The 25,952-nt window shown below is 45.2% G+C and carries 22 protein-coding genes; 2 read left to right on the top strand and 20 right to left on the bottom strand.

Translation table 11 applies throughout. From position 1 onward, the window contains the following. Positions 1 to 120: 120 nt before the first annotated feature. Entirely contained in the window at positions 121 to 1,014 is an 894-nt protein-coding gene (locus BSEL_RS10000; RefSeq protein WP_013172883.1) for a 5'-3' exonuclease, read from the bottom strand. A 17-nt stretch (positions 1,015 to 1,031) separates the two neighbouring features. Further along, positions 1,032 to 1,544 carry a DNA-deoxyinosine glycosylase gene (locus BSEL_RS10005; RefSeq protein ID WP_013172884.1) on the bottom strand — a complete coding sequence of 171 codons (513 nt, stop codon included), beginning with the start codon at positions 1,542 to 1,544 and terminating at the stop codon, positions 1,032 to 1,034. Between the two features lie 110 nt (positions 1,545 to 1,654). Between BSEL_RS10005 and BSEL_RS10010 the strand changes: the two genes are divergently transcribed. Then, positions 1,655 to 2,365, top strand: a complete 711-nt coding sequence (locus BSEL_RS10010; protein WP_013172885.1) for a hypothetical protein — start codon at positions 1,655 to 1,657, stop codon at positions 2,363 to 2,365. An 88-nt stretch (positions 2,366 to 2,453) separates the two neighbouring features. Here the strand turns inward: BSEL_RS10010 and BSEL_RS10015 are convergent, their stop codons facing one another. The 17 genes from BSEL_RS10015 to BSEL_RS10095 all read right to left on the bottom strand — a co-directional run bounded on the left by BSEL_RS10015 (position 2,454) and on the right by BSEL_RS10095 (position 22,109). Then, positions 2,454 to 3,521, bottom strand: a complete 1,068-nt coding sequence (locus BSEL_RS10015) for a branched-chain amino acid aminotransferase (protein ID WP_013172886.1) — start codon at positions 3,519 to 3,521, stop codon at positions 2,454 to 2,456. A gap of 3 nt (positions 3,522 to 3,524) precedes the next feature. Next, positions 3,525 to 3,725, bottom strand: coding sequence for a hypothetical protein (locus tag BSEL_RS10020; RefSeq protein ID WP_013172887.1), 201 nt, complete (start codon positions 3,723 to 3,725; stop codon positions 3,525 to 3,527). Positions 3,726 to 3,754: 29 nt separating this feature from the next. Continuing rightward, positions 3,755 to 5,128, bottom strand: coding sequence for an argininosuccinate lyase (argH, locus tag BSEL_RS10025; protein ID WP_013172888.1), 1,374 nt, complete (start codon positions 5,126 to 5,128; stop codon positions 3,755 to 3,757). Between the two features lie 77 nt (positions 5,129 to 5,205). After that, positions 5,206 to 6,426: an argininosuccinate synthase gene (locus BSEL_RS10030; RefSeq protein WP_013172889.1), complete on the bottom strand. Its 1,221-nt coding sequence runs from the start codon at positions 6,424 to 6,426 to the stop codon at positions 5,206 to 5,208. 76 nt (positions 6,427 to 6,502) lie between these two features. Beyond that, complete coding sequence (gene argF, locus BSEL_RS10035; protein ID WP_013172890.1) at positions 6,503 to 7,429, bottom strand: ornithine carbamoyltransferase; 927 nt, start codon at positions 7,427 to 7,429, stop codon at positions 6,503 to 6,505. Then, entirely contained in the window at positions 7,429 to 10,668 is a 3,240-nt protein-coding gene (gene carB / locus BSEL_RS10040; protein ID WP_013172891.1) for a carbamoyl-phosphate synthase (glutamine-hydrolyzing) large subunit, read from the bottom strand. Before carB ends, argF begins: the two co-directional genes overlap by 1 nt. Next, complete coding sequence (locus BSEL_RS10045) at positions 10,647 to 11,741, bottom strand: carbamoyl phosphate synthase small subunit (protein ID WP_013172892.1); 1,095 nt, start codon at positions 11,739 to 11,741, stop codon at positions 10,647 to 10,649. The genes carB and BSEL_RS10045 overlap by 22 nt, the downstream gene beginning before the upstream one ends. Continuing rightward, a complete protein-coding gene (locus tag BSEL_RS10050) occupies positions 11,738 to 12,940 on the bottom strand; it encodes an acetylornithine transaminase (RefSeq protein WP_013172893.1) in 1,203 nt (400 codons plus the stop codon). The genes BSEL_RS10045 and BSEL_RS10050 overlap by 4 nt, the downstream gene beginning before the upstream one ends. After that, positions 12,937 to 13,710 (bottom strand): acetylglutamate kinase, encoded by a 774-nt coding sequence (gene argB, locus BSEL_RS10055; protein WP_013172894.1) that lies wholly within the window; start codon positions 13,708 to 13,710, stop codon positions 12,937 to 12,939. Before argB ends, BSEL_RS10050 begins: the two co-directional genes overlap by 4 nt. Before the next feature lie 14 nt (positions 13,711 to 13,724). Beyond that, positions 13,725 to 14,951 (bottom strand): bifunctional glutamate N-acetyltransferase/amino-acid acetyltransferase ArgJ, encoded by a 1,227-nt coding sequence (argJ, locus tag BSEL_RS10060; protein ID WP_041582412.1) that lies wholly within the window; start codon positions 14,949 to 14,951, stop codon positions 13,725 to 13,727. Between the two features lie 32 nt (positions 14,952 to 14,983). Further along, positions 14,984 to 16,021, bottom strand: coding sequence for an N-acetyl-gamma-glutamyl-phosphate reductase (gene argC / locus BSEL_RS10065; protein ID WP_013172896.1), 1,038 nt, complete (start codon positions 16,019 to 16,021; stop codon positions 14,984 to 14,986). A gap of 132 nt (positions 16,022 to 16,153) precedes the next feature. Further along, the gene (gene cls / locus BSEL_RS10070; RefSeq protein WP_013172897.1) at positions 16,154 to 17,602 is read right to left on the bottom strand and encodes a cardiolipin synthase; all 1,449 of its coding nucleotides are present in this window, start codon (positions 17,600 to 17,602) and stop codon (positions 16,154 to 16,156) included. A gap of 43 nt (positions 17,603 to 17,645) precedes the next feature. After that, positions 17,646 to 18,515 (bottom strand): serine hydrolase domain-containing protein, encoded by an 870-nt coding sequence (locus tag BSEL_RS10075; protein ID WP_013172898.1) that lies wholly within the window; start codon positions 18,513 to 18,515, stop codon positions 17,646 to 17,648. Continuing rightward, positions 18,512 to 19,051 (bottom strand): peptide-methionine (S)-S-oxide reductase MsrA, encoded by a 540-nt coding sequence (msrA, locus tag BSEL_RS10080; protein WP_013172899.1) that lies wholly within the window; start codon positions 19,049 to 19,051, stop codon positions 18,512 to 18,514. The genes BSEL_RS10075 and msrA overlap by 4 nt, the downstream gene beginning before the upstream one ends. A 251-nt stretch (positions 19,052 to 19,302) precedes the next feature. Further along, positions 19,303 to 19,725, bottom strand: a complete 423-nt coding sequence (locus tag BSEL_RS10085; RefSeq protein WP_013172900.1) for an organic hydroperoxide resistance protein — start codon at positions 19,723 to 19,725, stop codon at positions 19,303 to 19,305. Positions 19,726 to 19,827: 102 nt separating this feature from the next. Next, positions 19,828 to 21,057, bottom strand: coding sequence for an NADH:flavin oxidoreductase/NADH oxidase family protein (locus BSEL_RS10090; protein WP_013172901.1), 1,230 nt, complete (start codon positions 21,055 to 21,057; stop codon positions 19,828 to 19,830). Then, the gene (locus BSEL_RS10095) at positions 21,054 to 22,109 is read right to left on the bottom strand and encodes a C45 family autoproteolytic acyltransferase/hydolase (RefSeq protein ID WP_013172902.1); all 1,056 of its coding nucleotides are present in this window, start codon (positions 22,107 to 22,109) and stop codon (positions 21,054 to 21,056) included. The genes BSEL_RS10090 and BSEL_RS10095 overlap by 4 nt, the downstream gene beginning before the upstream one ends. Before the next feature lie 230 nt (positions 22,110 to 22,339). On the opposite strand from BSEL_RS10095, the gene BSEL_RS10100 reads away from it, so the two are divergent. Continuing rightward, the gene (locus BSEL_RS10100; RefSeq protein WP_013172903.1) at positions 22,340 to 22,861 is read left to right on the top strand and encodes a hypothetical protein; all 522 of its coding nucleotides are present in this window, start codon (positions 22,340 to 22,342) and stop codon (positions 22,859 to 22,861) included. Positions 22,862 to 22,992: 131 nt separating this feature from the next. Here the strand turns inward: BSEL_RS10100 and adhE are convergent, their stop codons facing one another. Then, a complete protein-coding gene (gene adhE / locus BSEL_RS10105; protein WP_013172904.1) occupies positions 22,993 to 25,599 on the bottom strand; it encodes a bifunctional acetaldehyde-CoA/alcohol dehydrogenase in 2,607 nt (868 codons plus the stop codon). Between the last annotated feature and the right edge of the window lie 353 nt (positions 25,600 to 25,952).

Raw genomic sequence — 25,952 nt, forward strand, 5'->3', positions numbered from 1 at the left:
CGTCTCTCCCCCATCATTCAGATAGGGAGTGGTGTCTTTTGATTTTTTACCACAGAAAAAACATGTTTTCGAAAAGAATTTCTTAAACATTGTTCCAATCCTCCTCTCTGGATTCCACGATTAAAATGCTGCGGGCTTTCTGAGTTCATTACGTTTCATCAGATCCAAAGCCTGACTGTGAGAGAAGCCGATGTTGAGAGCGTCTAAATCCATTTGATTGATATCCGGGACCTGGGTTTCGATCGTGGCCAATTTATAGCTGATCCGAGCAAGCTCTTCCCCCTCGATGAGGTTTTTTCGGTATCGTTTGAATACAGGATCCAGCTCATCTGCTTCGAGGGCTTTATATACGCCGGTAAGCGACTCGTAGTGACGGATTAACGGATAGGCTGATTTCTCCCCTACCCCTGGGCAACCGGGAATGTTGTCCGATGAATCACCCAAAAGCGCTTTGACGTCGACCCATTGAGACGGAAGAAGATCAAACTCTTCGCGGAAGAGGTTTAAATCATAGACCACTTCCTGTTTCTTTTTCGCTACCCTTTGAGAGATGTGTTCATCAATCAGTTGAAACAAATCGCGGTCATTGCTGTAAAGAATCACGTCGCCATGGCGCTCATTCCCCCAGCGCTTTGCCAGTGTCCCCATAATATCATCGGCCTCATAGCCTGGTGCTGATGACTGAGGCACTTGCAAATCAGCCAAAATTTCTGTCAGGAAATGATACTGATCGATCAGGGGCTCTGGTAAATCGGTTCGCTGAGCTTTGTAAAAGTCATACTCCTGATTACGAAATCCTTCATTTCGTTTTCCATCCCAGCTGACGTGGACGCTGTCGATGTTTTGTTCTCTTATCAGTTGGAACAGTTTGGTCATAAAGACATTGACGGCATTTGTAAATCGTCCTTCACCGTTTCTCGGCAGTTCTTCAGGTTCTTTATTAAATGAAGTCGCAAAGTAGCCTCTGCTCAATAAATTGAAGCCGTCGATTAACAATAGTCGCTGAGTAGTCATATCCTATCACTCCTGGTTTATTTCGCAGAGAATGCTTCTTGTAAAAAAGCATGCCATACGTTTTCTTTTTCCTTGTAAGACAGCACATTTTTCCCGGGTACCGGGCTGGTGGAAGGCAACTTCTCAATCGCTACAGATAATGCACCGTTTGTTTTTTGATAGTTGATCAGGCTGTTATAGGCTTTGGTTCCGTTACATCCAATTTTGATAATGGATGGATAATCATTAATCAGCCGATGAATCGGATTATAAGTCTCGTGACGGATCGCTGAATCGAGACTGCCCTCACGTTCGCATTCTGCCAATACATCCCATAGTGCAAGATGATGCGCTTTGGCAAAATGTAATTTTTCACTGTCCGTGAAGTTCCTGATCTCCTGATCAAAGTAACTCCCGAGTATTGGCCAAAAATGATTACGCGGATTCGCATAATACATCTGCGCATCAAGGGATTTTGCTCCGGGCATACTCCCGAGAATCAGTACGCGCGGTTCACGGTCAACAACGGGATTCATGGAATACAGTTTCATGGTTAAAATCCTCCTGTTTCATATACAATGATCATTATAACAAACAAAATGACTTGTCTTCCAACAGACAGACCGTTATCATGTAGGTTAGTGAAATTGAGGTGTATACCATGACGTTTGGTGCTTTATTGACAGGTATCTTTTTTATTTTTATTCATATGCTTGCAAACCGTATTCTCCCGGCAGAAAAAATCAAGCAGGAACGATGGTTTTCTTTTTCCGGAGGACTTGCCGTTTCCTATGTATTTGTTTATGTTCTGCCTGCTCTTCACAATGAACAACAAAATATCAATCTCGACCTGACACTTTTCACCATGCAGTCGGAGATCTATTTTATCGGCCTGGTTGGCGTGATTATGTTTTATGGCAGTCAGCTTTATGTCAGGCAGCATGCTAAAGACAGTGAGATCACCTTTTGGACACAGATCTTTTTTTACATGATCTATAATATGCTCGTGGCTTATGTGGTTACTTCTGCGCAGGTATCCGGAGTACAGGCTGTCTTTTACAGTCTCGCAATCGGCATGCACTTTATTGCTGTTGCCCATGATATGTGGCGTGAGTTCTCGGATAAATACAATCGCATCGGCCGATATATGCTGGCTGTGGGCATTCTTATCGGCTGGTTTATTGGTATAACGGCAGAGTTCACGGCATTGATTCAATCACTTATTTTTGCTTTTATCAGCGGTGCAATGATTCTTAACGTGTTTAAGTATGAATTGCCTGAAGATACAAACGCCCATTTTCCCACGTTTGCATCCGGGGTCGTTCTTTATACGTTGATCACAATGTCCTTGAAGTTTTTCTTTGAGTGGTGACTGTCTCTTGTCATAAAGCATATTGGCCCCCGGCATCGTTCAGATGCAAGGGGCCGTATTTGGGTTTGGTGCTTGAATACTGGAAGTGTCAGAGCTTAATTGTCCAGTCGAACGGATCCTCGATCTTGCCGGTCTGAATCCCGGTTATCGTTTCGTAAAGTTTTTTTGTCAACTCTCCTGTTTCACCGGACTGCACCTGATAGCTTTCTCCTTTATAAGTGAATGACCCGATTGGTGAGACAACAGCAGCTGTTCCTGCACCAAAAGCTTCTTCGAGAGTTCCGTCTTTTTGGGCCTGGATTAATTCGCGAATGGATATTTTACGCTCCAAAACAGGAATATCCCAGGAATGAAGCAGCTCGAGAATCGATTTTCTTGTCACACCCTCAAGGATACTTCCTGATAGTGCAGGCGTGACAATCTCTCCATCAATCTTGAACAGGACGTTCATACTGCCGACTTCTTCAATATATTGCTTTTCTATGGCGTCGAGCCAGAGTACCTGGGCATGACCGGATTTGGACGCTTTCTCCTGCGCATTATACCCGGCGGAATAGTTGCCTCCGGTTTTGGCTGTTCCGGTCCCGCCTTTAACCGCTCTTGTGAATTCATCTTCGACCTGGATTTTCACCGGGTTGATCCCTTCCGGATAGTAAGATCCCACTGGCGAAAGGATAATATAATATTCATAGGATTTGGATGGATGAACCGCAAGATTTGCTTCCGTACTGATTACAAATGGACGAATATAAAGAGAGGTTCCTTCGTGGGAGGGGACCCAGTCTTTTTCAATGTTGACCAGTTCAATCAGTGCTTTCAGCATCCGATCTTCATCAAATTCCGGGATACTCATGCGGCGGTGAGAACGGTTCATCCGCTTCATGTTCTCATCGGGTCGGAATAACTGCACATGTCCATCGGTTGTCCGGTAAGCTTTCAATCCTTCAAAGACCGTCTGTCCATAATGGAGCACCATCGCTGCAGGATCGAGCTCGATAGGGCCATAGGGCAGGATGTGCGGCTCTGACCAGCCCTGTCCTTCATCATATGTAACCTTCAGCATATAATCCGTAAAGATCCTGCCGAAAGGTAAACTTGTTTCATCCGGTTTTGGCTTCAGCTGGTCGGTTTTTGTCCATTTCAGTTCTGTTGACATACATCATCTCTCCCTTTGCATCTCTCTGCGTTTTAATTCTTCGTTCAACCGTCTTTCGACACTGCATACACCTCTGCATTCTGAAGAAACTTCACATCTGCAGGGGTTTTTATGGATCAGGTTTTCCAGTTCCCTTAATTCCTCAGAAGAATTATGCCGGATCTTCATCTGAAGTTGCATCATCTCGAGCATTGTATCATCCATTCCGGTTCCTCCTGTTTCAGCGTGTTCCTTCAATCGATGAACGTTTTTGCCTGATTCAGCTGTCTGATGACAGCATCGGGTGCTGTGCCGCCAGTACTTTTTCTTGCTGCAAGAACGGATGCAGGTTTGAGTTTTTCAAAGATGTCTGCTTCGAATGCAGGGTGGAAGTCCTGGTAATCAGCAAGAGTCAGATCAAGAAGAAACTGATCATGCTGAATACAGTGCAGCACAATTTTCCCGATCACTTCGTGAGCGTCCCTGAACGGAATGTCTTTTTCCACCAAATAGTCTGCAATATCCGTGGCATTTGAAAAATCCGTATCCACGGCTTCCTTCATGCGCGCTGTGTTCACTTTCATACTGGCAATCATAGGTGCAAGGAACTGTAAAGATGTCGTCAGTGTGTGGACGGTATCGAACATTCCCTCTTTATCTTCCTGCATATCTTTATTATATGCAAGGGGAAGGCCTTTGAGTACCGTCAGAAGACCGACGAGATTGCCGTTCACTCTCCCGGTTCGTGCCCGCAATAACTCCGGTACATCGGGATTTTTCTTTTGGGGCATGATGCTTGATCCGGTGCAAAAGGAATCATCAAGCTCGATGAATTGAAATTCCTGACTCATCCAGATTACCATTTCCTCGGACAATCTTGAGATGTGCGTCATGGATATTGATGCGGCAGACATAAATTCAAGAATGAAATCTCTGTCGCTGACGGCATCCATGCTGTTCGGATAAACAAAATTAAAGCCAAGCTCTTCGGCGGTGAATTCCCTATCGATAGGAAATGTTGTCCCTGCAAGGGCTCCGGCCCCGAGTGGTGACCAGCTGATCCGTTTCAAACTGTCCTGCAGGCGCTCTTTGTCACGTTGAAACATCCAGAAATAGGCGAGCATATGATGTGCAAAAGACACAGGCTGTGCCCGTTGAAGGTGCGTGTAGCCCGGCAGGATCGTATCCGTATGCTGTTTAGCAAGCTCATAAATCGCTGTTTGAACATCGTTCATCAGTACGATGAGCGATTCTGTATGTTTTTTCAGATACAGATGCATATCGGTTGCCACCTGATCGTTACGGCTTCTGCCTGTATGAAGTTTGCCGCCAACAGGTCCGATTTCTTCGATCAGGGCATGTTCAATGTTCATATGGATATCTTCATTGGCGTCGGAAAATGCAAGCTTTCCCTGAATGAATTTGTCGTAAACTTTGTGCAGCCCCGACTCGATGGTATCTGCCTCTTCGGCATCGATAATGCCGGACTTGGCCAGCATTCTGACATGAGCGATACTCCCCTGAATATCTTCTTCAGCGAGCTTATAATCAAAGCCGATTGATGCGGTTTCTTTCTCTACGAGTTCATTTGTGGCCTTTGTAAATCGGCCACCCCATAATTTTGACAAGTGAAACGCCTCCTTACACGTAAACGACGGTGGAGCATTTCCCACCGTCGTTTACTGTGTTGATTATCCTTATTGTATTACTTTTTGACTGTGGTTTCAGCATTTTTCTGATGAATCTGAGAATAGGTTTTGGTTGTGAGGCCCCACAGCTTAATAAAGCCAAGCGCTGCGTTGTGATCAAAGGCGTCACCTTTTGAATAAGTGGCGAGCTCTTCGTTATACAGGCTGTGATCAGAATGTCTGGCAACAACCATCTGCGAACCTTTCCACAGCTTCACCTGGACTTTTCCGGTCACGACCTGTTGCGTTTCATTGACGAATGCTTCAAGTGCATTACGAAGAGGCGAATACCATAAACCATCATAAACAAGCTGCGTCATTTTTTCGTCGATACCTGTTTTAAACTGAGTGATTTCTTTTGGCAACGTGAGGAATTCGAGTTCTTTATGGGCATTAATGAGAATCAGTGCGCCCGGGTTCTCGTATACTTCTCTGGCTTTAATACCGACAAGACGGTTCTCGATATGATCGATTCGGCCAAACCCGTGCTTACCGCCGATTTTATTCAGTTCCAAAATCAGATCCGACAGCTGCATCGGAACGCCGTTCAACGTTTTCGGCTCGCCTTTTTCAAAGCCGATTTCAACGTATTCAGGCTCATCAGGGGCATCTGCAATCGATGCAGTCCAATCGAATGCTTCTTCCGGTGCTTCTTTCCACGTATCTTCAAGTACACCGGCTTCGCATGCGCGTCCCCAGATGTTTGCATCAATGGAATAAGGTTTTTCCACATTCACCTGGATGGGAATGTTTTTTTCTTTTGCATAAGCGATTTCTTCTTCTCTGTTCATGCCCCACTCCCTTACAGGTGCAATCACTTCAAGATCAGGGTTCAGGGCCTGGATGGACACTTCGAATCGGACCTGATCATTTCCTTTTCCGGTACAGCCGTGCGCAACGGCTACTGCACCTTCCTGTTCAGCCACTTCAACAAGCAACTTTGAAATCAGCGGTCGTGACAAAGCTGATGAAAGTGGGTATTTGCCTTCATACATACAGTTCGCTTTTAACGCAGGCATCAGATACTCTTTTGCCAAAAGTTCTTTGGCATCGATAATAACGGCTTTTTCAGCACCTACTTCAAGAGCTTTGGCTTTGAGTGATTCAAGATCCTTCCCTTCGCCGATCTCGAGGCCGAGGGCAATAACCTCGTAATCATATTCCTCCTGTAAATACTTTATGCATACGGATGTATCCAATCCGCCAGAATACGCTAGAACTACTTTACCTTTACTCATGTGAATCTCTCCCTAACAAGTATTTTTATCTATACTAACGCATCTTTATGCAAAAGTCCACAGGTTAAAGCCATTTTTATAAAAGTTTTTTTAAAATCGCCTTTTGTGCATGCAATCTGTTTTCCGCTTCTTCGAATACAACTGAATGCGGACCATCGATAATTGCAGCTGTCACCTCTTCTTCACGATGAGCAGGCAGACAATGCAAAAAGATATAATCGTCTTTGGCGTGAGCCGTCAGTGCCTCGTTGACCTGGAAATCTTTGAAGTCGGAAAGCCGTTGTTCCTGCTCGGCTTCATTCCCCATACTGGCCCAGACATCCGTAATAATCACATCTGCCTGTTGGACGGCCCGTTCGGGGGAATAAGAAAAAGACAGAGATCCATTATGCTTGTCAGCGACGTCTTTCGCCTCTTCCATAATGACAGAATCAGGTTCATAACCTTCAGGTGATGCGACCTGGACGTGCATTCCCATCAGTGAGAGTCCCTGAATCAGTGAATGGGCCATATTGTTAAATCCGTCACCGATGTATGCAGCGGTGAGTCCTTCGAGTTTCCCCTTCTGTTCTTGAATGGTCATCAGATCGGCCAGAACCTGACAGGGGTGATGCTCGTTCGTCAACCCATTTATAACCGGAATGCTTGCGTGAGCTGACAGTTCCTCGATTCTATCATGGCCAAATGTCCGGATCATGATGCCGTCCACATAGCCGGACAGCACTTTTGCTGTATCAGAGACGGGCTCACCTCTTCCGAGCTGGATATCATCTGAACTCAGAAAGAGGGCATGACCGCCAAGTTGAAGCATACCGACTTCAAAAGAGACCCGGGTTCGTGTCGATGATTTCTCAAAAATCATCGCAAGCGTCTTCCCTTTCAAATGTGGATGAGGAATGCCCTCTTTTACTTCTTTTTTCATCGTTTGGGCATCCTTTAGCAGGTCATATACAGTAGCCTGGTCATAATCGAGCATCGTCAGAAAGTGGTTGGGATTTGACATCAGAGAGATACCTCATTTCCTTTTTGATTCAGATAATAGTCGAGCGGATATACATCCTGCTTTGACAGGTCTTTCTTTAGCCCTGTACCGGTGACTTCTTTAAACGTTTCAAGGTTTGTGTAGCATGGCACGTCAAACTTCGTAGCTGTTTCCCTGATAAAGAACCCGACTTTCTGTTTTTGACGGCCTTGATTGGCAATGTTTAATACAATGGCAGGAGGGTCTGTTCGAAACCACTGATTGATTTCTTCTTTTGAATCCATAATACCTGAAACATTCAATCCTTTTTTCTCAAGCAACGCTGCAGTACCGGGTGTTGCGAAATAATGACCGGGGTGTTCTTCCATGTTATCAAGGAGGATGCCAAAATCGCTCTTCAGTCGATCCGAGACAGAGACAAACCACGTCTGATCACTTCGTTTCTCTGTTGAACCGGTCATATGAACGGTGGCTTTTTGGATGGCTTCTTCTTTGGTCTGTCCGATCCCGATCACTTCTCCTGTGGATTTCATTTCAGGGCCGAGGACATGGTCAACGCCCTTAAGTTTGGTTGCTGAAAACACTGGAGCCTTTACCGTGTAGTATGGAACTTCACTCATCAGACCGGTTTCCTTTGTAATGGATGACAGAGCTTCACCGAGTTGGGCTCTGACAGCATATTCAATCATCGGAACGCCCGTGACCTTGCTCATGATTGGCACAGTTCTCGATGAGCGCGGATTGACCTCAAGAACATACACATGCCCCTCATGAAGAACAAACTGGATGTTCATCATTCCATTTATCTTTCCCTCGACTGCGATTGTCTTTGAGATATCGGTGATCATTTGTTTCTCGGTGTCTGTCAGGGTGATGGATGGGAAGATCGTAACGCTGTCTCCGGAATGAACACCGGCTTTCTCGAGATGTTCAAAAATGCCCGGAATGAGAATATCCTGTCCGTCTGTGATGACATCGACTTCGCACTCTTTACCTGGCACATACTGATCAATCAAAAGCGGCCAGCAGCGATCATTTGTTTCAAGCTGGATCCGTTCTGCATAGGTTTCGAGTTCATCGTGGTCATAACAGATGAACATGGATTGCCCGCCAATGACATATGAAGGGCGGATCAATACCGGAAATCCTAGCTTGTCAGCAGCTCCTTTTAACTCATAAGGACCGTGGGCCATCTCACCTCTGATATGATCAATGTCAAACTGATTAAGGAGCTCATAAAAGACTTCCCTGTCCTCTACGGCATTAATCGCTTTTGAAGAAGTGCCAAAGACATGTACACCAAGCTCTTCAAGATCTGCGGCGAGATTGATGGCTGTCTGACCGCCAAACTGAACGATCACCCCTTCCACCTGTTCTTTGACAATGACACTCCATACATCATCAAGGGAAAGCGGTTCGAAATAAAGGCGATCCGCAACCGCGTAGTCTGTGCTGACGGTTTCCGGGTTGTTGTTCATTATTACAGCCTCATATCCGGCTTTTTGAACCGCCTGGACGGCATGCACAGAGCAATAATCAAACTCAATGCCTTGTCCAATCCGGATTGGACCGGATCCGAGCACGAGTATTTTTTTCGTATCAGACGGGATATTCACTTCATCGTGTCCGCTCCAGGTTGAATAATAGTAAGGCGTCTTGGCATCAAACTCTCCTGCACAGGTGTCTACAAGCTGATAGCCGGGGGCAATGCCGTAATCATCATAGAGTTCACGCAGCTTTAAAAAAGGAATGCCGAGCTGTGCTGAAAGCCACTCGTCACTAATGTTGCAGCGTTTAGCATGCTTGAGCCAATCACCGGTAACTTCCGTAACTTGCATCGTTTTGGCTTCTTCTTCAAGGGACACCATTTTCTTGACCTTCGATAGAAACCAGTGATCGATGGCCGTCAGTTGATGAATCTCTTCGTTTGTCATTCCTCTTCGCATCGCTTCTGCAAGGGCAAAAAGCCTGAGGTCATTTGGGTTTTGGAGTAAATCCGTCAGTTCCGCCTCTGTTTTCTTTTCAATAAGAGGCAGGGTCAGTGACCGGACGTTCATTTCAAGGGATCGGATGGCCTTGTTCATAGCTCCCTCAAAGGTGCGGTCGAGTGCCATGACTTCTCCTGTCGCTTTCATCTGTGTGCCGAGTGTCCGATCCGCTTCGGGGAATTTATCAAATGGAAATCTCGGTAGCTTCACTACGATATAATCAAGTGCAGGTTCAAAAGAGGCAAACGTGTTCCCTGTAATCGGATTGATGATTTCATGAAGATTCATGCCGAGTGCGCATTGAGCGGCAATTCGGGCGATTGGATAGCCTGTTGCCTTGGATGCAAGCGCAGAAGAACGGCTCACTCGCGGATTGACTTCAATGATGACATAATCATCGGTCTTCGGATGCAGGGCAAACTGAATATTGCATCCGCCGATGACCCCGAGTGCGCGTATGACTTTCAATGAAGATGTACGAAGCATTTGAAACTGAACGTCTGTCAGGGTTTGCGAAGGTGCCACAACGATGGAGTCACCGGTATGAACACCGACAGGGTCCATGTTCTCCATGTTACAGACGATCGTACAGGTATCATTGGCGTCCCGCATGACCTCATATTCGACTTCCTTCCACCCTTTAATGCTTTTCTCAACGAGAACCTGATGAATGGGGCTCTGTTTCAGACCGTTTTTCAAGATGGTTTCAAATTCTTCATCATTATAGGCGAAACCTCCTCCTGCACCGCCGAGTGTATAGGCAGGACGTAAAATGACCGGATAGCCGATTTCCTCGACGAAGGCAAACCCCTCCTCAACGGTCTCGACGATTGATGACTCGGCAATCGGTTCATCAATATCGATCATCAGCTGTCTGAATTTCTCGCGGTCTTCCCCTTTTTGAATGGCGTCCACCGAAGTACCGAGAAGCTTCACTCCGTAAGTCTCAAAGAGGCCGGCATCGTGAGCGGCGATGGTCAGATTCAGACCGGTTTGGCCACCGAGAGTACCGATCATCCCATCGGGCTTCTCCTGTTTGAAGATTTTTTCAATGGATTGAATCGTCATCGGTTCGAAATATACATGATCCACAATGGTGGAATCCGTCATGATCGTCGCGGGGTTGTTATTTAATAAGAGGACTTCAATGCCTGCCTCCTTTAATGCGAGGCAGGCCTGGGTTCCTGCGTAATCAAACTCGGCAGCCTGTCCGATCACAATAGGACCGGACCCGACTACGAGGACTTTTTTTATGCTTTCTGCATCTGACATGACGTTTTCCCTCCTGTACACAACATTGCTTCAATAAATTCATCAAAAATATAGGCTGTATCAACTGGACCTGGTCTTGCTTCCGGATGGAACTGAACGGACAGAACAGGTTTTTCCGGATGGTAGAATCCTTCGATTCCCCCGTCATTGATATTGGTGAAACGGACGTGAAGCTCAGAATCCTTGCAGCTTGAAGGATCAATGTCGTAACCGTGGTTCTGAGAGGTGATCCATACCTTACCGGTTTCATGATCAAGGATTGGATGATTGCCCCCTCTGTGCCCGTAAGCCATTTTCTTTGAAGCTGCACCGTAGGACATGGCAATCAGCTGATGGCCGAGGCAGATACCAAGAACAGGGTACTGATCGGTCAGTTCTTTGATCTTTGGAAAATGCATGACATGATCTTCCGGATCTCCAGGGCCGTTGCTGATGAGAATGCCGTCAGGTTTCATCGCTGCAATCTCCATGGTTGAAGTGTGATAAGGGACGACGGTCACGCGAAGGTTCTGTTTCAGTAAATCTTTCAGAATGGATGCTTTATATCCGAAATCAAGCAAAACGACATGTTTGCCCTTTCCCAAATAAGAAACGGGTTTTTTAACAGCAACCTGCTCAACCAATTGACCGGGTGCATACAGCGGTGTTGGGAATTCCGGCGTTGCGTGAGGATCGGTCGTGATTTTGCCCTTCAGTGTCTGATGTTTTCGTATGAGGGAAACCAGCTTTCGGGTGTTTACATTGGCTAAGCCTGGAATGTCCCATTTCAGCAATTGATCCGAAAAACCGGTCTCCATTTTGCCGTTACTTGGGGCTTCGCAAGCTTCACCGACGATGACGCCTTTGCATGCGGGCTGTTTGCTTTCGTTATCCCAACTGTTCATCCCGTAGTTACCGACCAGCGGATAGCAAAGGGTCACGATTTGTCCTGCGTAGGAGGGGTCTGTAATCATTTCCTGATACCCGGTCATACTTGTGTTAAAGACCACTTCACCTTCCGTATAAGTTTCCGAACCAATCCATGTTCCTTCAAGAACATCGCCTGTATTAAGAATCAAGTATCCTTTTGTCATGATTTATTCCCTCCATTTTCGATTTCGTTTATGGTTTCCGTTAAACCGGTAATGAATGTCATAATTTCTTTTTCGGTGACGGTCAATGGGGGGACGAGACGCAACACGTTAGGGCCTGCGGGTAATGTGAGAATCTGTCTCGTATGCAAAGCCCGTATCAACTCTGTTGCTTCAACCGTCAGCTCCAAACCGATCAGAAAGCCCTTCCCTCTTACTTCTTTAATCAGATCCGTCTTTGTCTGTAATCTTTGTAAAGCTTTTTTAAGAGTTTCACTGTTCTGTTTCACCTGTTCCAGAAATTCCGGATTCCGGATGATCGATACGGTTTCTGCCGCGGCAGTGGCGGCAAGCGGATTGCCGCCAAAGGTGCTGCCGTGGCTTCCGGGAGTAAAGTGATCCGCAAACGTCTTTGAGGCAAGCATGGCTCCTATTGGAAATCCGGAACCAAGGCCTTTGGCCGAAGTAACAATATCCGGTGAAACGGGGTATTGTTCAAAAGCAAAGAAAGTTCCTGTTCGGCCGGCTCCTGACTGCACTTCATCAATAAGGATTGGAACTTGATTAGCATTACAGGTTTGTTGGAGTTTTTCGATCCACGCTCTTTGAGCAGGGATGACGCCTCCTTCGCCCTGAATAAGCTCCAGCATGACAGCGGCTGTTGTATCCTTATTGATTACGTCCAGTCCTTTGTCATCATTGAAAGGGGCATAATGGAATCCTGGTGTTAACGGGGTAAATCCCTGATGGATTTTTTCCTGTCCTGTTGCAGCCATCGTTGTGCCCGTTCGTCCATGGAAAGACTGTGTGAAGGTCACGATGGTGTTCCGGCTATGCTCTCCATGATCGAACCAGTATTTCTTGACCAGCTTAATCGCAGCTTCATTTGCTTCTGCGCCGCTGTTACAAAAGAAGACCTGATCAAGTGGGAGATTCTCAGTTAACAGCGATGCAAGCTTATTTTGAGCGGGAATGGTATACAGATTTGAGACATGCCAGAGTGTATCAATCTGTTTATGCAGGGCGTCTTTGACGGCCTCAGGCGTGTGTCCGAGGTTACACGTGGCAATACCGGCTGTGAAATCAAGGTATCGCGTCCCGTCATCCGTGTAGACGTAACTGCCTTTCCCGCTGACAAGTGTGATTGGAAAGCGGCCATACGTATTCATTACTGCAGTAGTTTGAGAGGTTTGGGTACTCATGACTGAACCACCTTCTTGGAAAATGTTGTGCCGGTTGAACGGTTATGCTGATAAGCAGTGATGACGCCTGTTTCAAAACCGTTCAAAATAAACGTTTGTTCAATACCTGATTGAACAGCGTGGAGAGCGGCTTCCACTTTTGGGATCATGCCTCCTGAGATGGTGCCGTCTTTAATCAGGTCCTTTGCTTCATCATGACTGAGATGTGTTAAGACATGATTATGTTTCATTACACCAGGAACATCTGTGGCAAAGATCAAATCTCCGCCAAGTGACTTTGCTATGTGGACAGCTGCGTGATCGGCATTGATATTTAAGGCTTCTCCATGTTCTCCAAGTCCTACAGGGGCGATGACCGGTATGAATCCCGCATTCAAAAGAGCATGGATTACACTTGGATTCACCTCTTTTACATCGCCAACAAGACCAAGCTTTTCATTCAAAATACGCGCTTTCAACAGCTGACCGTCCTGACCGGATATGCCCGCCGCTTTCACATTTTGATCTGAGAAATGTCTGACGAGTGCTTTGTTCAGTGAACCTGCAAGAACTTCTTCGACAACCTTCATAACGGCGGATGAAGTAACACGGAGTCCCTGATGAAAATCGGGCTTAATTTGCTGTTTCGCGAGACTCTCATTAATCGCAGGTCCACCGCCGTGAACGACTACCACCTGTCGCGTTTCATAGAGCTCTCCGATATCACGATAGAAGGTTGAAGGCAGTTGGCTGATCGTGCTGCCTCCGATTTTGATAATGGCAGGTTTCATGATCCATCGACTCCTTACGTTCTGTAACTGGCATTGATCTTGACGTATTGATAGGTTAAATCGCATCCCCATGCACATGCATTTTCATTACCTTGATTCAGGTTGACATAGATGTCGATTTGCTCATTCGACAGATATTCTTTGGATTTGCTCTCATCGAATGCGACAGGGAGTCCGTCTGAAACGACCGTTGTCGGACCGAGTTTTACCTCGACGATGTTCGGGTCAACCGGTTCTTCACTGTACCCCACAGCACAGACAATGCGCCCCCAGTTGGGATCAGCGCCATATACGGCGGTTTTGACAAGATTGGAAGATATCACTGCTTTTGCGACTTTTCGTGCTGATGGCTTTGAAGAGGCATTCTGCACATGCACCGCAACCAGTTTTGTAGCCCCTTCACCGTCCTGGGCAATCTTTTTGGCCAGCGTTTCTGCAACGGTCTTAACCGCTTCTTTAAATACCGGCCATTCAGGATGTTCAGGAGTCAGTTCCTGATTGGGCTGTTCGCCATTTGCGAGAAACAATACGGTATCGTTTGTACTTGAGTCCCCATCTACGGTAATCATATTGTATGTGTCATTCGTGACATCAGATAATACATGTTGCAGGGCCTTTTGCCCGACGTTGGCATCTGTCGTCATATATGCGAGCATTGTCGCCATGTTGGGGTGAATCATCCCCGACCCTTTCGCAGCACCGCCAATTGTGATCTTGTGACCGTCAATTATGCAGGTTACGGCCGTGTGCTTTGTTACGGTATCTGTCGTCAATATGGCCTGTTCAAAGCGTTCTGCACCGTAGTTCTCGTCATGCGTCATGGATTGAATGCCCTGTTTAATTTCATTCATTGGCAGTTGAACCCCGATAACACCTGTAGACAAGACAGCGACGTCCTGAACGTTCACATGCATTTTTTCAGCCGCGAGCTGTTGCATGAGTTTTGCATTTTCCTCACCTTCCGGACCGGTGCACGAGTTGGCAACAGCGCTGTTTGTAATGATCGTCTGTATTTTCCCGTTGCTGTCGATGGCAGCTTTCGTAACATGCAGAGGAGCGGCTTTGAATGAATTCAATGTATAAACACCGGCTGCGTTTGCCGGCTTATCAGAATGAATCCAACCAAAGTCCAATTTGGTTTTTCGCAACCCGCAATGAACACCTCCGGCTTTGAATCCTTTAGGGCTTGTTACATGTCCCTGATCTAGTATCGTCACGGTCTGTTCGTCAGTGGTTGTCATCATGAATATAAACTCCTCTCAAATGGTTGTGTTTATGGGAACAATGGATGACCAAGGAGGCCTTCCGTCTCATTCCAGCCGTTCATCGCATTCAGATTTTGAAGGGCTTGTCCTGATGCGCCTTTAACAAGATTATCAATGGCCGAACAGATGGTAAGCCATCCGGTATTTTCGTTGTAGTATAGTCCGATGTCACAATAATTACTGCCGTATACGCCTTTTGTAGTTGGCATCATGCCGTCTGGAAGGAGCCTGACGAATGGTTCGTTCTGATAGGCGGATGCAAAAGCATGTCGAATATCTGCGGCACCGATTTCTTTATTCACTGGTACGTATACCGTGCACATCAAGCCACGTGTCATGGGGACAAGGTGAGTGGTGAACTGGATTTTCACCTCTTTGTCCGTCATGGCGGATGCGTATCGCTCAATTTCAGGTAAATGCTGATGCCCACCGGTTTTATATGGCTGAAAATTCTCATTTGTATTAGAAAAATGTGTCAGCGGTGTACTGCTTCGCCCTGCACCTGAAACGCCTGTTTTCCCGTCAATGATGATCGTTGAGTCAGAAGTGTCTCGAAGCAGTTCCTTAAGAGGAAGAAGTGCTAGAAGTGAGGCTGTAGGAAAACATCCGGGATTCGAGATCAAGCGGCTTTCCATAACCAGATCTCGGTTCCATTCAGGCAATCCGTATACAGCTTCACCGAGAATACGATCGCTTGCAGGTTCTTCTTTGTACCAGGTTCTGTATTCTTCGGCACTCAGTCTCAGATCACCTGACAGGTCGATGATTTGCAGATCATCTCGCCGGAGCTTGTGTACCCATTCTTTCGCCACTCCCTTAGGCGTTGCAAAAATCAACACATCGAGATCCTTAACGGCCTCTTCGTGTAACATTTCAAGCTGTAAGTTGTTAATACCGGTCAAATGAGGGTATTCCTCATAAATCGCCATTTCGGTTTGCCGGTGTGAAAATAAAGCGACCACCTTAAGGTGACGATGATTTTGGATTAACCTGAGTAACTCGAGTGCACCATAACCGGTGCCGCCCGCAATGCCGACTGTTTTCACTGCGTTCACCTCTGTAACTGAATATTTTCTCATTAGTATACATCGATATTCAGATGATTTCAACATGTTTATGTAAAGTAATTTATGAATATGCATTTGTGAATAAAATAAGAACGCCTATAAACGGCGTCCTTACAGCACTGGTGATAATAATCGGGAAATTGATTCTTTGAAACGAATGTATTTTGAGCGTCTTTTATACATTGCCAGTGTTAATTCCACCGAATGATTCATATCTTCCATGAAATCACTGACCACCCTTCCGGATGTTTCAATGTCATAAATAAAGGCATTGATCTCAAAATTCAGCTTAAAGCTTCGCATATCAATGTTGGCCGTACCGACTGAGCAGATTTTTCCGTCGATGACGACATTTTTTGAGTGAATAAATCCGCCTTCGTATATAAATACGCGTGCCCCGGTTTCAAGGATTTGTCCGATATGAGAGTAAGTTGCCCAATAGACAAACGGATGGTCCGGTTTGTTCGGAATCATCACTCTGACGTCTTTTCCGGATAAGCTTGCGATCTGAACTGCATCGAGAAGACTCTTGTCAGGAATGAAGTAAGGCGTCTGAATGTAGATCGATTCTTCAGCCTCGAAGATCAATTTAATGTAGCCGTTTTTAATTTGTTCGTATGGAGAATCCGGGCCGCTGGATACCATTTGAATCGCAGCATTGCCCAAATGGTCTTTATCAGGGAAATAAGCCGGGTCGTATTGGATCGGCTCACTTTTTGATGCCTGGTTCCAGTCAAGAATGAACCGGGTTTGCATCGGATCGACAGCTTCACCGCGAATACGGAGATGTGTATCGCGCCAATAGCCGAACTTCTCTGATTTACCGAGATACTCATCACCGATGTTAAATCCGCCAACATATCCGATTTCTCCGTCAATAATGACAAGTTTACGATGATTGCGGTAATTCAGCCGTATATTAATAAGGGAAACTTTTGATGGAAAAAAGACACCGATTTTCCCGCCTGCATCGGCCAGGCTTTTGAAGTGTTTTCTTCGCAGTTTTCTCGAACCGAGCTCATCATACAACACACGCACCGATACACCCTGTTTGGCTTTCTCGGTTAACTCGTAAATGATCTTCTTTCCCAGTTCATCATTTCTGAAAATGTAATATTGCAAATGAATGTGATGGTTTGCGGCGCGGATATCGTCAATCAGCTGATCAAATTTATCCTGTCCGTCATGAAAGATATCAATGGCGTTTCCTTTGGTAAGAACGGCATCATTATTCACCAAATGCATGTAAATCAGATCCCGGTATCTGTCAACCGTATTATTGTTAAATGAAAAACTCTTGTCACGCAGTTGAATCATTTGTTCTGAAATACGGTCCACGATTCCGACCTTTTGAACGCCTTCCCAATTGAAGAGCCGCCTTCTTGTCAGATTCTGACCCAAGAAGATATAAAGGATCAGCCCGACATACGGCACTAAGAATAGGATCATGAGCCAGGCCCAGGTCGCGGTTGCATCTTTTCGTTCAATGAAAATTATCAGACCGGCGAATGTAAAGTTAAAAAAGAACAGGATAATGACTACGACGGAATACCAGTCCATAAATTGTGCCTCCAATAGCTATGGCCAGAGTGCATAGGCCTGATTACTTGATGAGATGTTTGAGCATAGCGTGGAACGGTTCCAAGCTGTTTTTTCTTTCGAGAGAGGAACAAATGACGATGGATCTGTTTTGTTCCGGAACGATCACTGCAAAGTTCCCCTGCATACCGGCTGCATACACAAACTCGGGCTGTGTTCCTGTAAATGCGCTGTGCCACCAGTGATAGCCATAAGACTGATTCGGTTGAGGTGCATCAGTCAGTGGCGATGTCATATCGTCGATCCATTCTTCTGAAACAATTTCTATACCGTTTACAATTCCTTTATTGCGGATGAGTTCGGCAATACTCATGAGATCCGCCGGTTTGATATACATGCCATAGCCACCGATCCGTTTGCCAAGATGATCCTTGATCCAGTCCGCCTCTTTAATATCAAGGTATGTGAACAGGTTCTCTTGTATATACTCGTACGGATCCGCCTGTGAAGAAGATTCAAGTATTTCACGTAAAATATGGGAATCAGTATTATTATAACGCATCTCACGAGAATTAGATGCATATGTATCCAGTAATTCATGGAATGGTGTTTTCTCATTGATATAGTGCCACCAGGCATCAGGATTATTTGTACCACTGAGTGTCAGTAATTGCGATATTGTAACGGAAGGGTGAACCCTGTCATCACTCACATGTTCACAGACTTTTTCATGAATGCCGGGGAAATGCCCTTTTTCAATGGCGATGCCTATAAGCAAACCCAAAATCGACTTGGTAACAGAGTTGATTTTATGAAGAGCCTGGAGATTGCCAGGTGATTGCTCATACTGATATACAGACTCTCCGTTTTCAAAAATCAGAACAGCATCCGTATCATAGTGCTTTATCTCTTCTTCGAACGCCTTCGTATTCAATGATCCTCCCCTCCTTTCCAATTTTCGTTGATAAACTGGTCTCGGCCTGATGTGAGACGTTCTTCTTTATAGGCTTCAGGATTTTTTCTGTGGAAGGCCTGATGTTCTTCTTCCGCTTCATAAAACCGGGATGCCGGAAGAATATCTGTGACGATCGGTTTTGTGAATGGGCCGTTTTGTTCGATTTCTTTACGGCTCTGTTCAGCCGCTGTTTTCTGTTTCTCGTTATGATAAAAAATCGCAGTTTTATACTGATCACCTCTGTCGATGAACTGTCCGTCCGGATCAGTGGGATCAATCTGCGGCCAATAAAGCGACAACAGTTTTTCATAAGGGAACAGATCCGGATCAAAGGTGATCTGAACGACTTCACGATGGCCGCTGGTTCCTGATTTGACATCTTTATAAGTTGGACGGTCAAGATGTCCGCCCATATAACCTGACGATACCTGGATAATCCCGGGCTGTTCTTCAAACGGCTGAACCATACACCAAAAACAGCCTCCCGCAAATGTGGCAATTTCATAATTTGACATGACAATCACTCCTATCAATCATTCGTCTCTCTATTATATAGAAAGATTGACATTCATGCAGACATTTCATCCAGGACGTGACTATCGGATTGGTAATCTTGTCAGTTGGATGACGCGAATTTGCGCGAAGCAGTAAAACGCGGTTTTGCATCATGTAAAATGGATAAAAAACCTCCTTCAAATCCGTGGGAGACTTGAAGGAGGTTGTATTTCTGTTTGACGGTTATGGTGCTCTTCAGAAAATCAGTCTATCAGGCCGTTGTCACTTCAAGTGTTACATCAATATTACCCCGGGTTGCTTTAGAATATGGGCAGAAGTCATGAGCTTTGTGGACTAAGTCCTCAGCTTCTTCCTGGCTTGCACCTTTAATTTCAGCTTTTAAATGGACACCAATCATAAATCCGCCATCTTCCGGATCTTTGATCAGGCTTACAGATGCTGTGAGCGTAGAGGAAATGTCTTTTTTGGCTTTGGATGCCATCAGGTTCAACGCACCATCAAAACAGGCTGCATAACCTGCTGCAAAAAGCTGTTCAGGATTCGTCGCGTCTGTCGGCAGGTCTTTTCCCTTCGGCATGGATAAATCGAGATCAATGACACCTGTATCTGATTTAACGTGTCCTTCGCGTCCACCGGTTACGGTTGCTGAAGTTGTTAGAATTTTCTCTGACATGTATAACACTCCTCGTTTTGTAATGTAACGTACATATAACATTTTCACGAAAAGTTCACATCTTAAACATCTTTTTCATCTTTCCGAAGAATTCAGCGTCGTTCAAACTCGTCTCAATTGAAAAATATCCGTGCCATTTTTTAATATACTGTACAGTAGCGTTGAATGTGCTGAAAGTCCAGGTCTGACCGGCTTTCCCGCTCCATGCCTGTGAAGCTGCCTTGCGTACCACATTAATTCGAGCAAAGCGGCATCGTCGATTGCGCGAAATCCGGTTTTGATGTCCGGAAGGTGAACCTCATCTGCGAATCCAGAGGAAAACTGTGCAGGAAGGTCAGGATGGATGGCAAGAGGTCTTGCGACACCAATCATGTCTGTCACACCGGTTATCAAAGCCTCTTCCATTACCTTTTTCGTACGAAAACCGCCTGTCAGTACAATCGGTACACGAACCTTTTGTGATACTTTTTCGGCAAAATCAATAAAGTATGCTTCCCTTCTTTTCGTTGAATCTTTTATCTGACTATCGAACATAGCAGGCTTCTCGTACGTTCCACCCGATATTTCAACCAGATCCACTTTCTCTTTCTCTAGTTCTCCAATGACATAGAGAGACTCCTCTTCAGTAAATCCAGATTTCAGGAAATCCGCGCTGTTTATCTTGACGCTGATTGTAAAGGAGGATCCTGTTGCTTGGCGTACGGACCGACAAATATCTCTTAAAAAGCGAAACCTGTTTTGAATGGACCCGCCGTATTCATCAAGCCGCAGGTTGTGTATCGGGGACAGAAACTGACTGATTAAATAACCGTGTGCAGCATGAATCTGCACGCCTGAAAATCCGGCCGTTTGAGCCAATCGGGCAGATTGGGCGAACTGATCGGTAATCTTCCAGATTTCTTTTTTGGTCAGCGCACGGCATGGAGGAAAGAATTTCTGAAATTTTGGTGGAAAAGGGACGGCAGAAGGTGCAACAGCTTCATTGACGACGCCCTTTAGGACTTGTTTTCCGGGATGATTAAGCTGCATAAGCAGTAATGTTCCGTTGGCAGTGCCGGCTTTTGCCCACTTCTCAAACCGGTTCAGATCACTGTTTTTCGTAAGCACGACATTTTTCGGTTCCCCAAGAGCATACGGGTCAACCATAACATTTCCGGTTACGACTATCCCTGACCCGCCTTCTGCCCAAATTCGGTAAAGATTGATCAGGTCGCTGGTCGGCGAATGGTTAGCTGTGGCCATCGCCTCGCTCATGGCAGACTTAAACCATCTGTTTTTTGATGTCGCGTAAGATGACAAAGTCAATGATTGGTCAAGTATGTTTTGTTTCATGTTTGCACCTCCAGGTGTTCTGCGCCTTCAATTTCCGGGATCACGCCTTTTAATTTTGAGTAATAAACCGGTGTGCCGGACAACCATTGTTTAAAGTTGATGACGACAGGTTTTGCATCTGTTCCAATACCTGCATAGACCTTTAAGTGTCTCAAATCATATACGGCAGAATGAATGGTTCCTGCGGAATTTTTGTAATCTGTTTTGGCAATACCGAAATCAAGGTGATTAATACGGGTGAATGCCTGAAGCGGTGACAGATCTTCTTGATATTGCTGTTGCAGTTTCTCATATCTTTCCTTCGTTTCAGTCAGGAAATTACGATTTTCGTGTTCTTTTTCCACAGAGAAAAAGTGATTGCTGCATATACGTAACGTTTCATCGTGAACGTGAACGCCTTTGGATGACGTTTCAATCACGACTGAACGACCGCTTGCGTCGGCCAGCGAATAGTTAAATGCAAACCGGTGCGGCAATGAAGACAGGAGTGCGGTTGCTTCATCGACATCTTTGCAGGTTTCAAGAATCAGTCTTGTGACGGTTGTGCATATAAATCCTTTTTCCGGTCTCAGTCTGTTTACAAAATGATAACCGACTCCGAGACCCTCACTGTTCATGCCGTCCATACGTCCTATCACCCGCTGTGCAAATCCGATATGGGCATATCCGGAGTTCGGCTGATAGAGCACGAAACGGCCGTCATACGTCTTCGGATGGTAGTCATAGTTTCGTACATATTGTCCGGGCGGCATCATCGCACTACATCCAGATTTGACCCAGGAGCTTTGAAAGCCACCGTATTCATGAATGACATCTTCCGTCTTCCAGCCAATTGCATCGCTTAATCCCCTTAACTCATCAAGTAAATCCGGTTTGATTTGTTTAATCCAGTCCGTATATTCCTGAAGATCTGTAGTATACGATCTGATGGATTTTTTACATCGTTTTCTGTGCTTATTAAAAACCGGCATGGATTGTAAGCGGATTCCCTGATTGAAACCGAATGTGTAAGGATCGGCCCTTGATTCCAAAACATCGACGCTGATCTGCATCTGATTCAACTCCTTATCTGACAAAAGTATAGCTGAATTCAGAAGGTGACAACAACGAACTTGCCCGGAGTTGATTCAGAAAATAAAACATGATAGAATGCTGAACTTGTGGGTCATGTTTATACCCAGAATGAATCGAAGTCTTTTAAGCAGCATGGGATCTGTTTTACAGGATAGTTATGTTCTCAGAAGAAGACGGACAGATGAAAACAAAATCAGGAGGGTTCATTATGTATTCGCAATCTGCATTTGCGATTCCGCAGGAGCAGACCGTACAAGAGATTGAACAGGAACGCGATGAGCTGTTCTTTCAGCTGATGAATATGAGGGAAAATATAAAAGAAATATCCCGAAAATGGCAGGTTCTCGGAATTGAACCTGATAAGCACGAAAATTGGACGGTGATCTTCTTAAAAGATGACGGGTATCAGTGCCAGGTAATGACGAAAAGCTGCAAAGAAAAATTTGATGGCAGTTGGGATTTTGCTATACAGGGTCATTATTATGATCGTTTTTCTCTTCATATTGATGACATCAAAGGAGAACCGGATCAGGGGATGGGCTCTGTTTGTATGACCCATTTAAAATCTTACGTCTCTGAGATGAATATCAGTCAAATTACCGGAGATATTGTGAAGCGAGACTGGGATCATTTGGACAGGTTAATTTATTTTTATGAAAAGCATGGCTTCTCTGTTTCGATCGATGAGAATGATCAAAAAGGATTTATTCAGGGTACGCCGGTTGAATAAGATGCGTATACATGACAGAGCAAGGCTTCTCGCGAATGGGTTTTTTCCATTTTTTATTATCACAGCCAGAGAAAGACCGGGTCTGATCGTATGAAAAGCGATCAGACCCGGTCTTTTGATTGGCTATTGTCTTATTTGATTCCTTTATAGGCTTGTCGGTAGATATCGGCCAGTTCAGTTACCAGAGGCAGTTTTGGATTAGCCGTTGTGCACTGATCTTCGAATGCGCGATCCGCCAGTTCATCAACAACGGACTCAAAATCCTTTTTGTCAACACCGCATTCGGCAATACTCATAGGGATCTTCATTTCTTTGGCAAGGTCGATAACAGCCTGAACGAGGCTCTCCACCCCTTGCTCTGTTGTACTTGCAGGTAAGCCGAGTCTTCTTGCAATATCTGCATAACGCTCGTCTGCCTTAAAGTGACTGTATTTTGGGAATGCTGTGAATTTCGTCGGTTTCTTCGCATTGTACCGGATCACATGCGGCATCAGAATGGTGTTGGATCTGCCGTGTGCGATATGGAACTCAGCACCCAGTTTGTGAGCAAGGCTGTGATTGATACCGAGGAAGGCATTGGCAAAGGCCATACCGGCAATTGTAGATGCATTATGCATTTTTTCTCTAGCCAGTTCGTCACTTCCATCGTGGTAAGCTTTCGGCAGGTATTCAAAGACCAGTTCAATCGCCTTCATGGCAAGGCCGTCTGTATAATCATTAGCCAGGACTGAGACATATGCTTCAATGGCATGTGTCAATACGTCCATTCCTGTGTCTGCTGTAACAGATGGCGGTACAGATTTTACATAGACTGGATCGATAATGGCCACATCTGGAGTCAGCTCATAATCCGCAAGCGGATATTTTGTCTGATTGGCTTTATCTGTAATGACAGAGAATGATGTGACTTCAGAACCGGTTCCGGAAGTTGTCGGAATAGCTACAAACTGCGCACGTTTACCGAGTTTCGGATATTTGAAAACCCGTTTACGGATATCCAGGAATTTCTGTTTTAATCCGTTGAAATCGAGATCGGGATTTTCATAGAAGAGCCACATACCTTTCGCTGCATCCATTGGAGAACCGCCACCGAGAGTGATGATGACATCCGGTTCAAAAGTACGCATCATGTCGGCACCTTTCATCACTGTTTCGATGCTTGGATCCGCTTCGACATCGGAGAAAATTTCGTATTGAACTTTATCTTGACGTTTATTCAAATAGTAAAGCACTTTATCCACATAGCCCATCTTGACCATCATTTCATCCGTGACAATCATGGCACGTGAGATATTCGGCATTTTCTCAAGGTATTGCGTTGAATTCTTTTCGAAATAGATCTTTGGCGGAACCTTAAACCACTGCATATTATTTCGTCTCTTCCCTATTTTTTTGAAATTGACAAGGTTGATCGTACCCACGTTTTGAGAAACGGAGTTGTGTCCGTGAGAACCGCACCCGAGAGTCAATGATGGCAAATAGCCATTGTAAATATCCCCGATGGCGCCTTGTGAGGAAGGACTGTTATTGATGATGCGTCCCGCTTTCATACGCATCCCGAATTCCTGGATGACTTCATCATTCTGTGAATGGATGACTGCGGAGTGACCAAGGCCTCCGAATTCGAGCATTTCTGTCGAACGCTGATAGCCTTCTTCGCGGTCTTTTACCTTATAGCAGGCAAGAACAGGGCTCAGTTTTTCCCGGGACAAAGGTGATTCCGGTCCAACCGTTTTTAACTCAGCGATCAGAATCTTTGTTTCTGCAGGTACGGTAACGCCGGCCATTTCTGCAATTTTAGCGGCAGGCATCCCAACGATTGCCGGGTTTACTGCGCATGTTTTTTCGTTAATAACGAGCTTCTCTACCTTTTCTCTCTCATCTTTTGTTAGGAAATGACACTTGTTGTCGATCAGTTCTTTTTTGGTTTCCTGATAAATCGGAGCTTCGATAATTACAGCCTGTTCAGATGCGCATATCATGCCATTATCGAACGTCTTTGAAAGGATCAGGTCGTTTACAGCCTGCTTAATGTGTGCGCTGCGCTCGATAAAGCACGGTACGTTACCAGGTCCAACACCGAGAGCCGGTTTTCCTGTGCTGTATGCCGATTTCACCATACCGGCTCCACCAGTGGCAAGAACAACAGCTACCCCGTTATGGTTCATTAAAGATTGCGTTGCTTCAATCGAAGGTTTTTCGATCCACTGAATGCACCCTTCTGGAGCACCTGCTTTTACGGCGGCATCGTATAGGATGCTTGCAGCTTTAGCGCTGCATTTTTGTGCGGATGGATGGAAGGCGAAGATAATCGGATTTCTTGTTTTAATCGCAATCAGAATTTTAAACATGGTCGTGGATGTCGGATTGGTAACTGGCGTGACACCTGCAACAACGCCGACAGGTTCTGCGATCTCAATCATTTCTTCGTGCTCATTTTCGCGGACTACACCGACAGTTTTATCGTATTTGATACCATGATAGACATATTCAGTGGCAAAGATGTTTTTGATAATCTTGTCTTCATATACTCCCCGACCGGTTTCTTCCACAGCCATTTTTGCAAGTGGCATATGCTGATCAAGACCAGCGAGTGCCATCTGTTTTACAATTTCATCAATCTGCTCCTGGTCGTAATGAAGGAAAGCCTCATAAGCTGATTTCCCGCGTTTTACAAGCTGATCAATCATCTGTTCAGCACTTTCCTGTTTCTTTAAATCTTTCTCTTCGATTGCCATATTCAATCGCCTCCTAAAATCATGTGAAGTATTTCACTAACTTAACTGACTTCATTGTAATACGGTCAAATTAAAAAATCCATGTCTAATTTGTGAATAACTTCACAGAAATTTTTGATTCCGCTTACATGTGGCGAAGTTGTGAACGTAGGGTATTACGCTTCTTATTATAAATATTAATCAAGTATTTAAACTCCCCAGGTCTGGTATTTCTTTCTTTTCGGTTCTGTTTTAATCAATGAGCAGAGAACAGAGTCCTTTATCCGGATCTGTATCTTGTCAGTGTCGCTCCATTTACCTTAAACTCAACTACGCTCTTTACTGTATTTAGCGTCAGTAACAGTCAAAGTGCT

It is taken from the genome of [Bacillus] selenitireducens MLS10 (assembly GCF_000093085.1).
Lineage (GTDB): Bacteria > Bacillota > Bacilli > Bacillales > Salisediminibacteriaceae > Salisediminibacterium > Salisediminibacterium selenitireducens.

Excerpts from the sequence above, each read along its gene's own strand:
- carB (WP_013172891.1), bottom strand. The coding sequence starts at position 10,668 with ATGTCAGATGCAGAAAGCATAAAAAAAGTCCTCGTAGTCGGGTCCGGT.
- BSEL_RS10045 (WP_013172892.1), bottom strand. The coding sequence starts at position 11,741 with ATGACAAAAGGATACTTGATTCTTAATACAGGCGATGTTCTTGAAGGA.
- BSEL_RS10085 (WP_013172900.1), bottom strand. The coding sequence starts at position 19,725 with ATGTCAGAGAAAATTCTAACAACTTCAGCAACCGTAACCGGTGGACGC.
- BSEL_RS10100 (WP_013172903.1), top strand. The coding sequence starts at position 22,340 with ATGTATTCGCAATCTGCATTTGCGATTCCGCAGGAGCAGACCGTACAA.
- BSEL_RS10020 (WP_013172887.1), bottom strand. The coding sequence starts at position 3,725 with ATGGATGATACAATGCTCGAGATGATGCAACTTCAGATGAAGATCCGG.
- argB (WP_013172894.1), bottom strand. The coding sequence starts at position 13,710 with ATGAAACCTGCCATTATCAAAATCGGAGGCAGCACGATCAGCCAACTG.
- BSEL_RS10015 (WP_013172886.1), bottom strand. The coding sequence starts at position 3,521 with ATGTCAACAGAACTGAAATGGACAAAAACCGACCAGCTGAAGCCAAAA.
- BSEL_RS10000 (WP_013172883.1), bottom strand. The coding sequence starts at position 1,014 with ATGACTACTCAGCGACTATTGTTAATCGACGGCTTCAATTTATTGAGC.
- cls (WP_013172897.1), bottom strand. The coding sequence starts at position 17,602 with ATGGACTGGTATTCCGTCGTAGTCATTATCCTGTTCTTTTTTAACTTT.
- BSEL_RS10030 (WP_013172889.1), bottom strand. The coding sequence starts at position 6,426 with ATGAGTAAAGGTAAAGTAGTTCTAGCGTATTCTGGCGGATTGGATACA.
- argF (WP_013172890.1), bottom strand. The coding sequence starts at position 7,429 with ATGTCAAATCCCAACCACTTTCTGACGATGCTCGATTATGACCAGGCT.
- msrA (WP_013172899.1), bottom strand. The coding sequence starts at position 19,051 with ATGTCAAATTATGAAATTGCCACATTTGCGGGAGGCTGTTTTTGGTGT.
- argJ (WP_041582412.1), bottom strand. The coding sequence starts at position 14,951 with ATGACAACCACTGACGAACAGACCGTGACGATACTAGATCAGGGACAT.
- adhE (WP_013172904.1), bottom strand. The coding sequence starts at position 25,599 with ATGGCAATCGAAGAGAAAGATTTAAAGAAACAGGAAAGTGCTGAACAG.
- BSEL_RS10090 (WP_013172901.1), bottom strand. The coding sequence starts at position 21,057 with ATGAAACAAAACATACTTGACCAATCATTGACTTTGTCATCTTACGCG.
- BSEL_RS10050 (WP_013172893.1), bottom strand. The coding sequence starts at position 12,940 with ATGAGTACCCAAACCTCTCAAACTACTGCAGTAATGAATACGTATGGC.
- BSEL_RS10010 (WP_013172885.1), top strand. The coding sequence starts at position 1,655 with ATGACGTTTGGTGCTTTATTGACAGGTATCTTTTTTATTTTTATTCAT.
- BSEL_RS10005 (WP_013172884.1), bottom strand. The coding sequence starts at position 1,544 with ATGAAACTGTATTCCATGAATCCCGTTGTTGACCGTGAACCGCGCGTA.
- BSEL_RS10095 (WP_013172902.1), bottom strand. The coding sequence starts at position 22,109 with ATGCAGATCAGCGTCGATGTTTTGGAATCAAGGGCCGATCCTTACACA.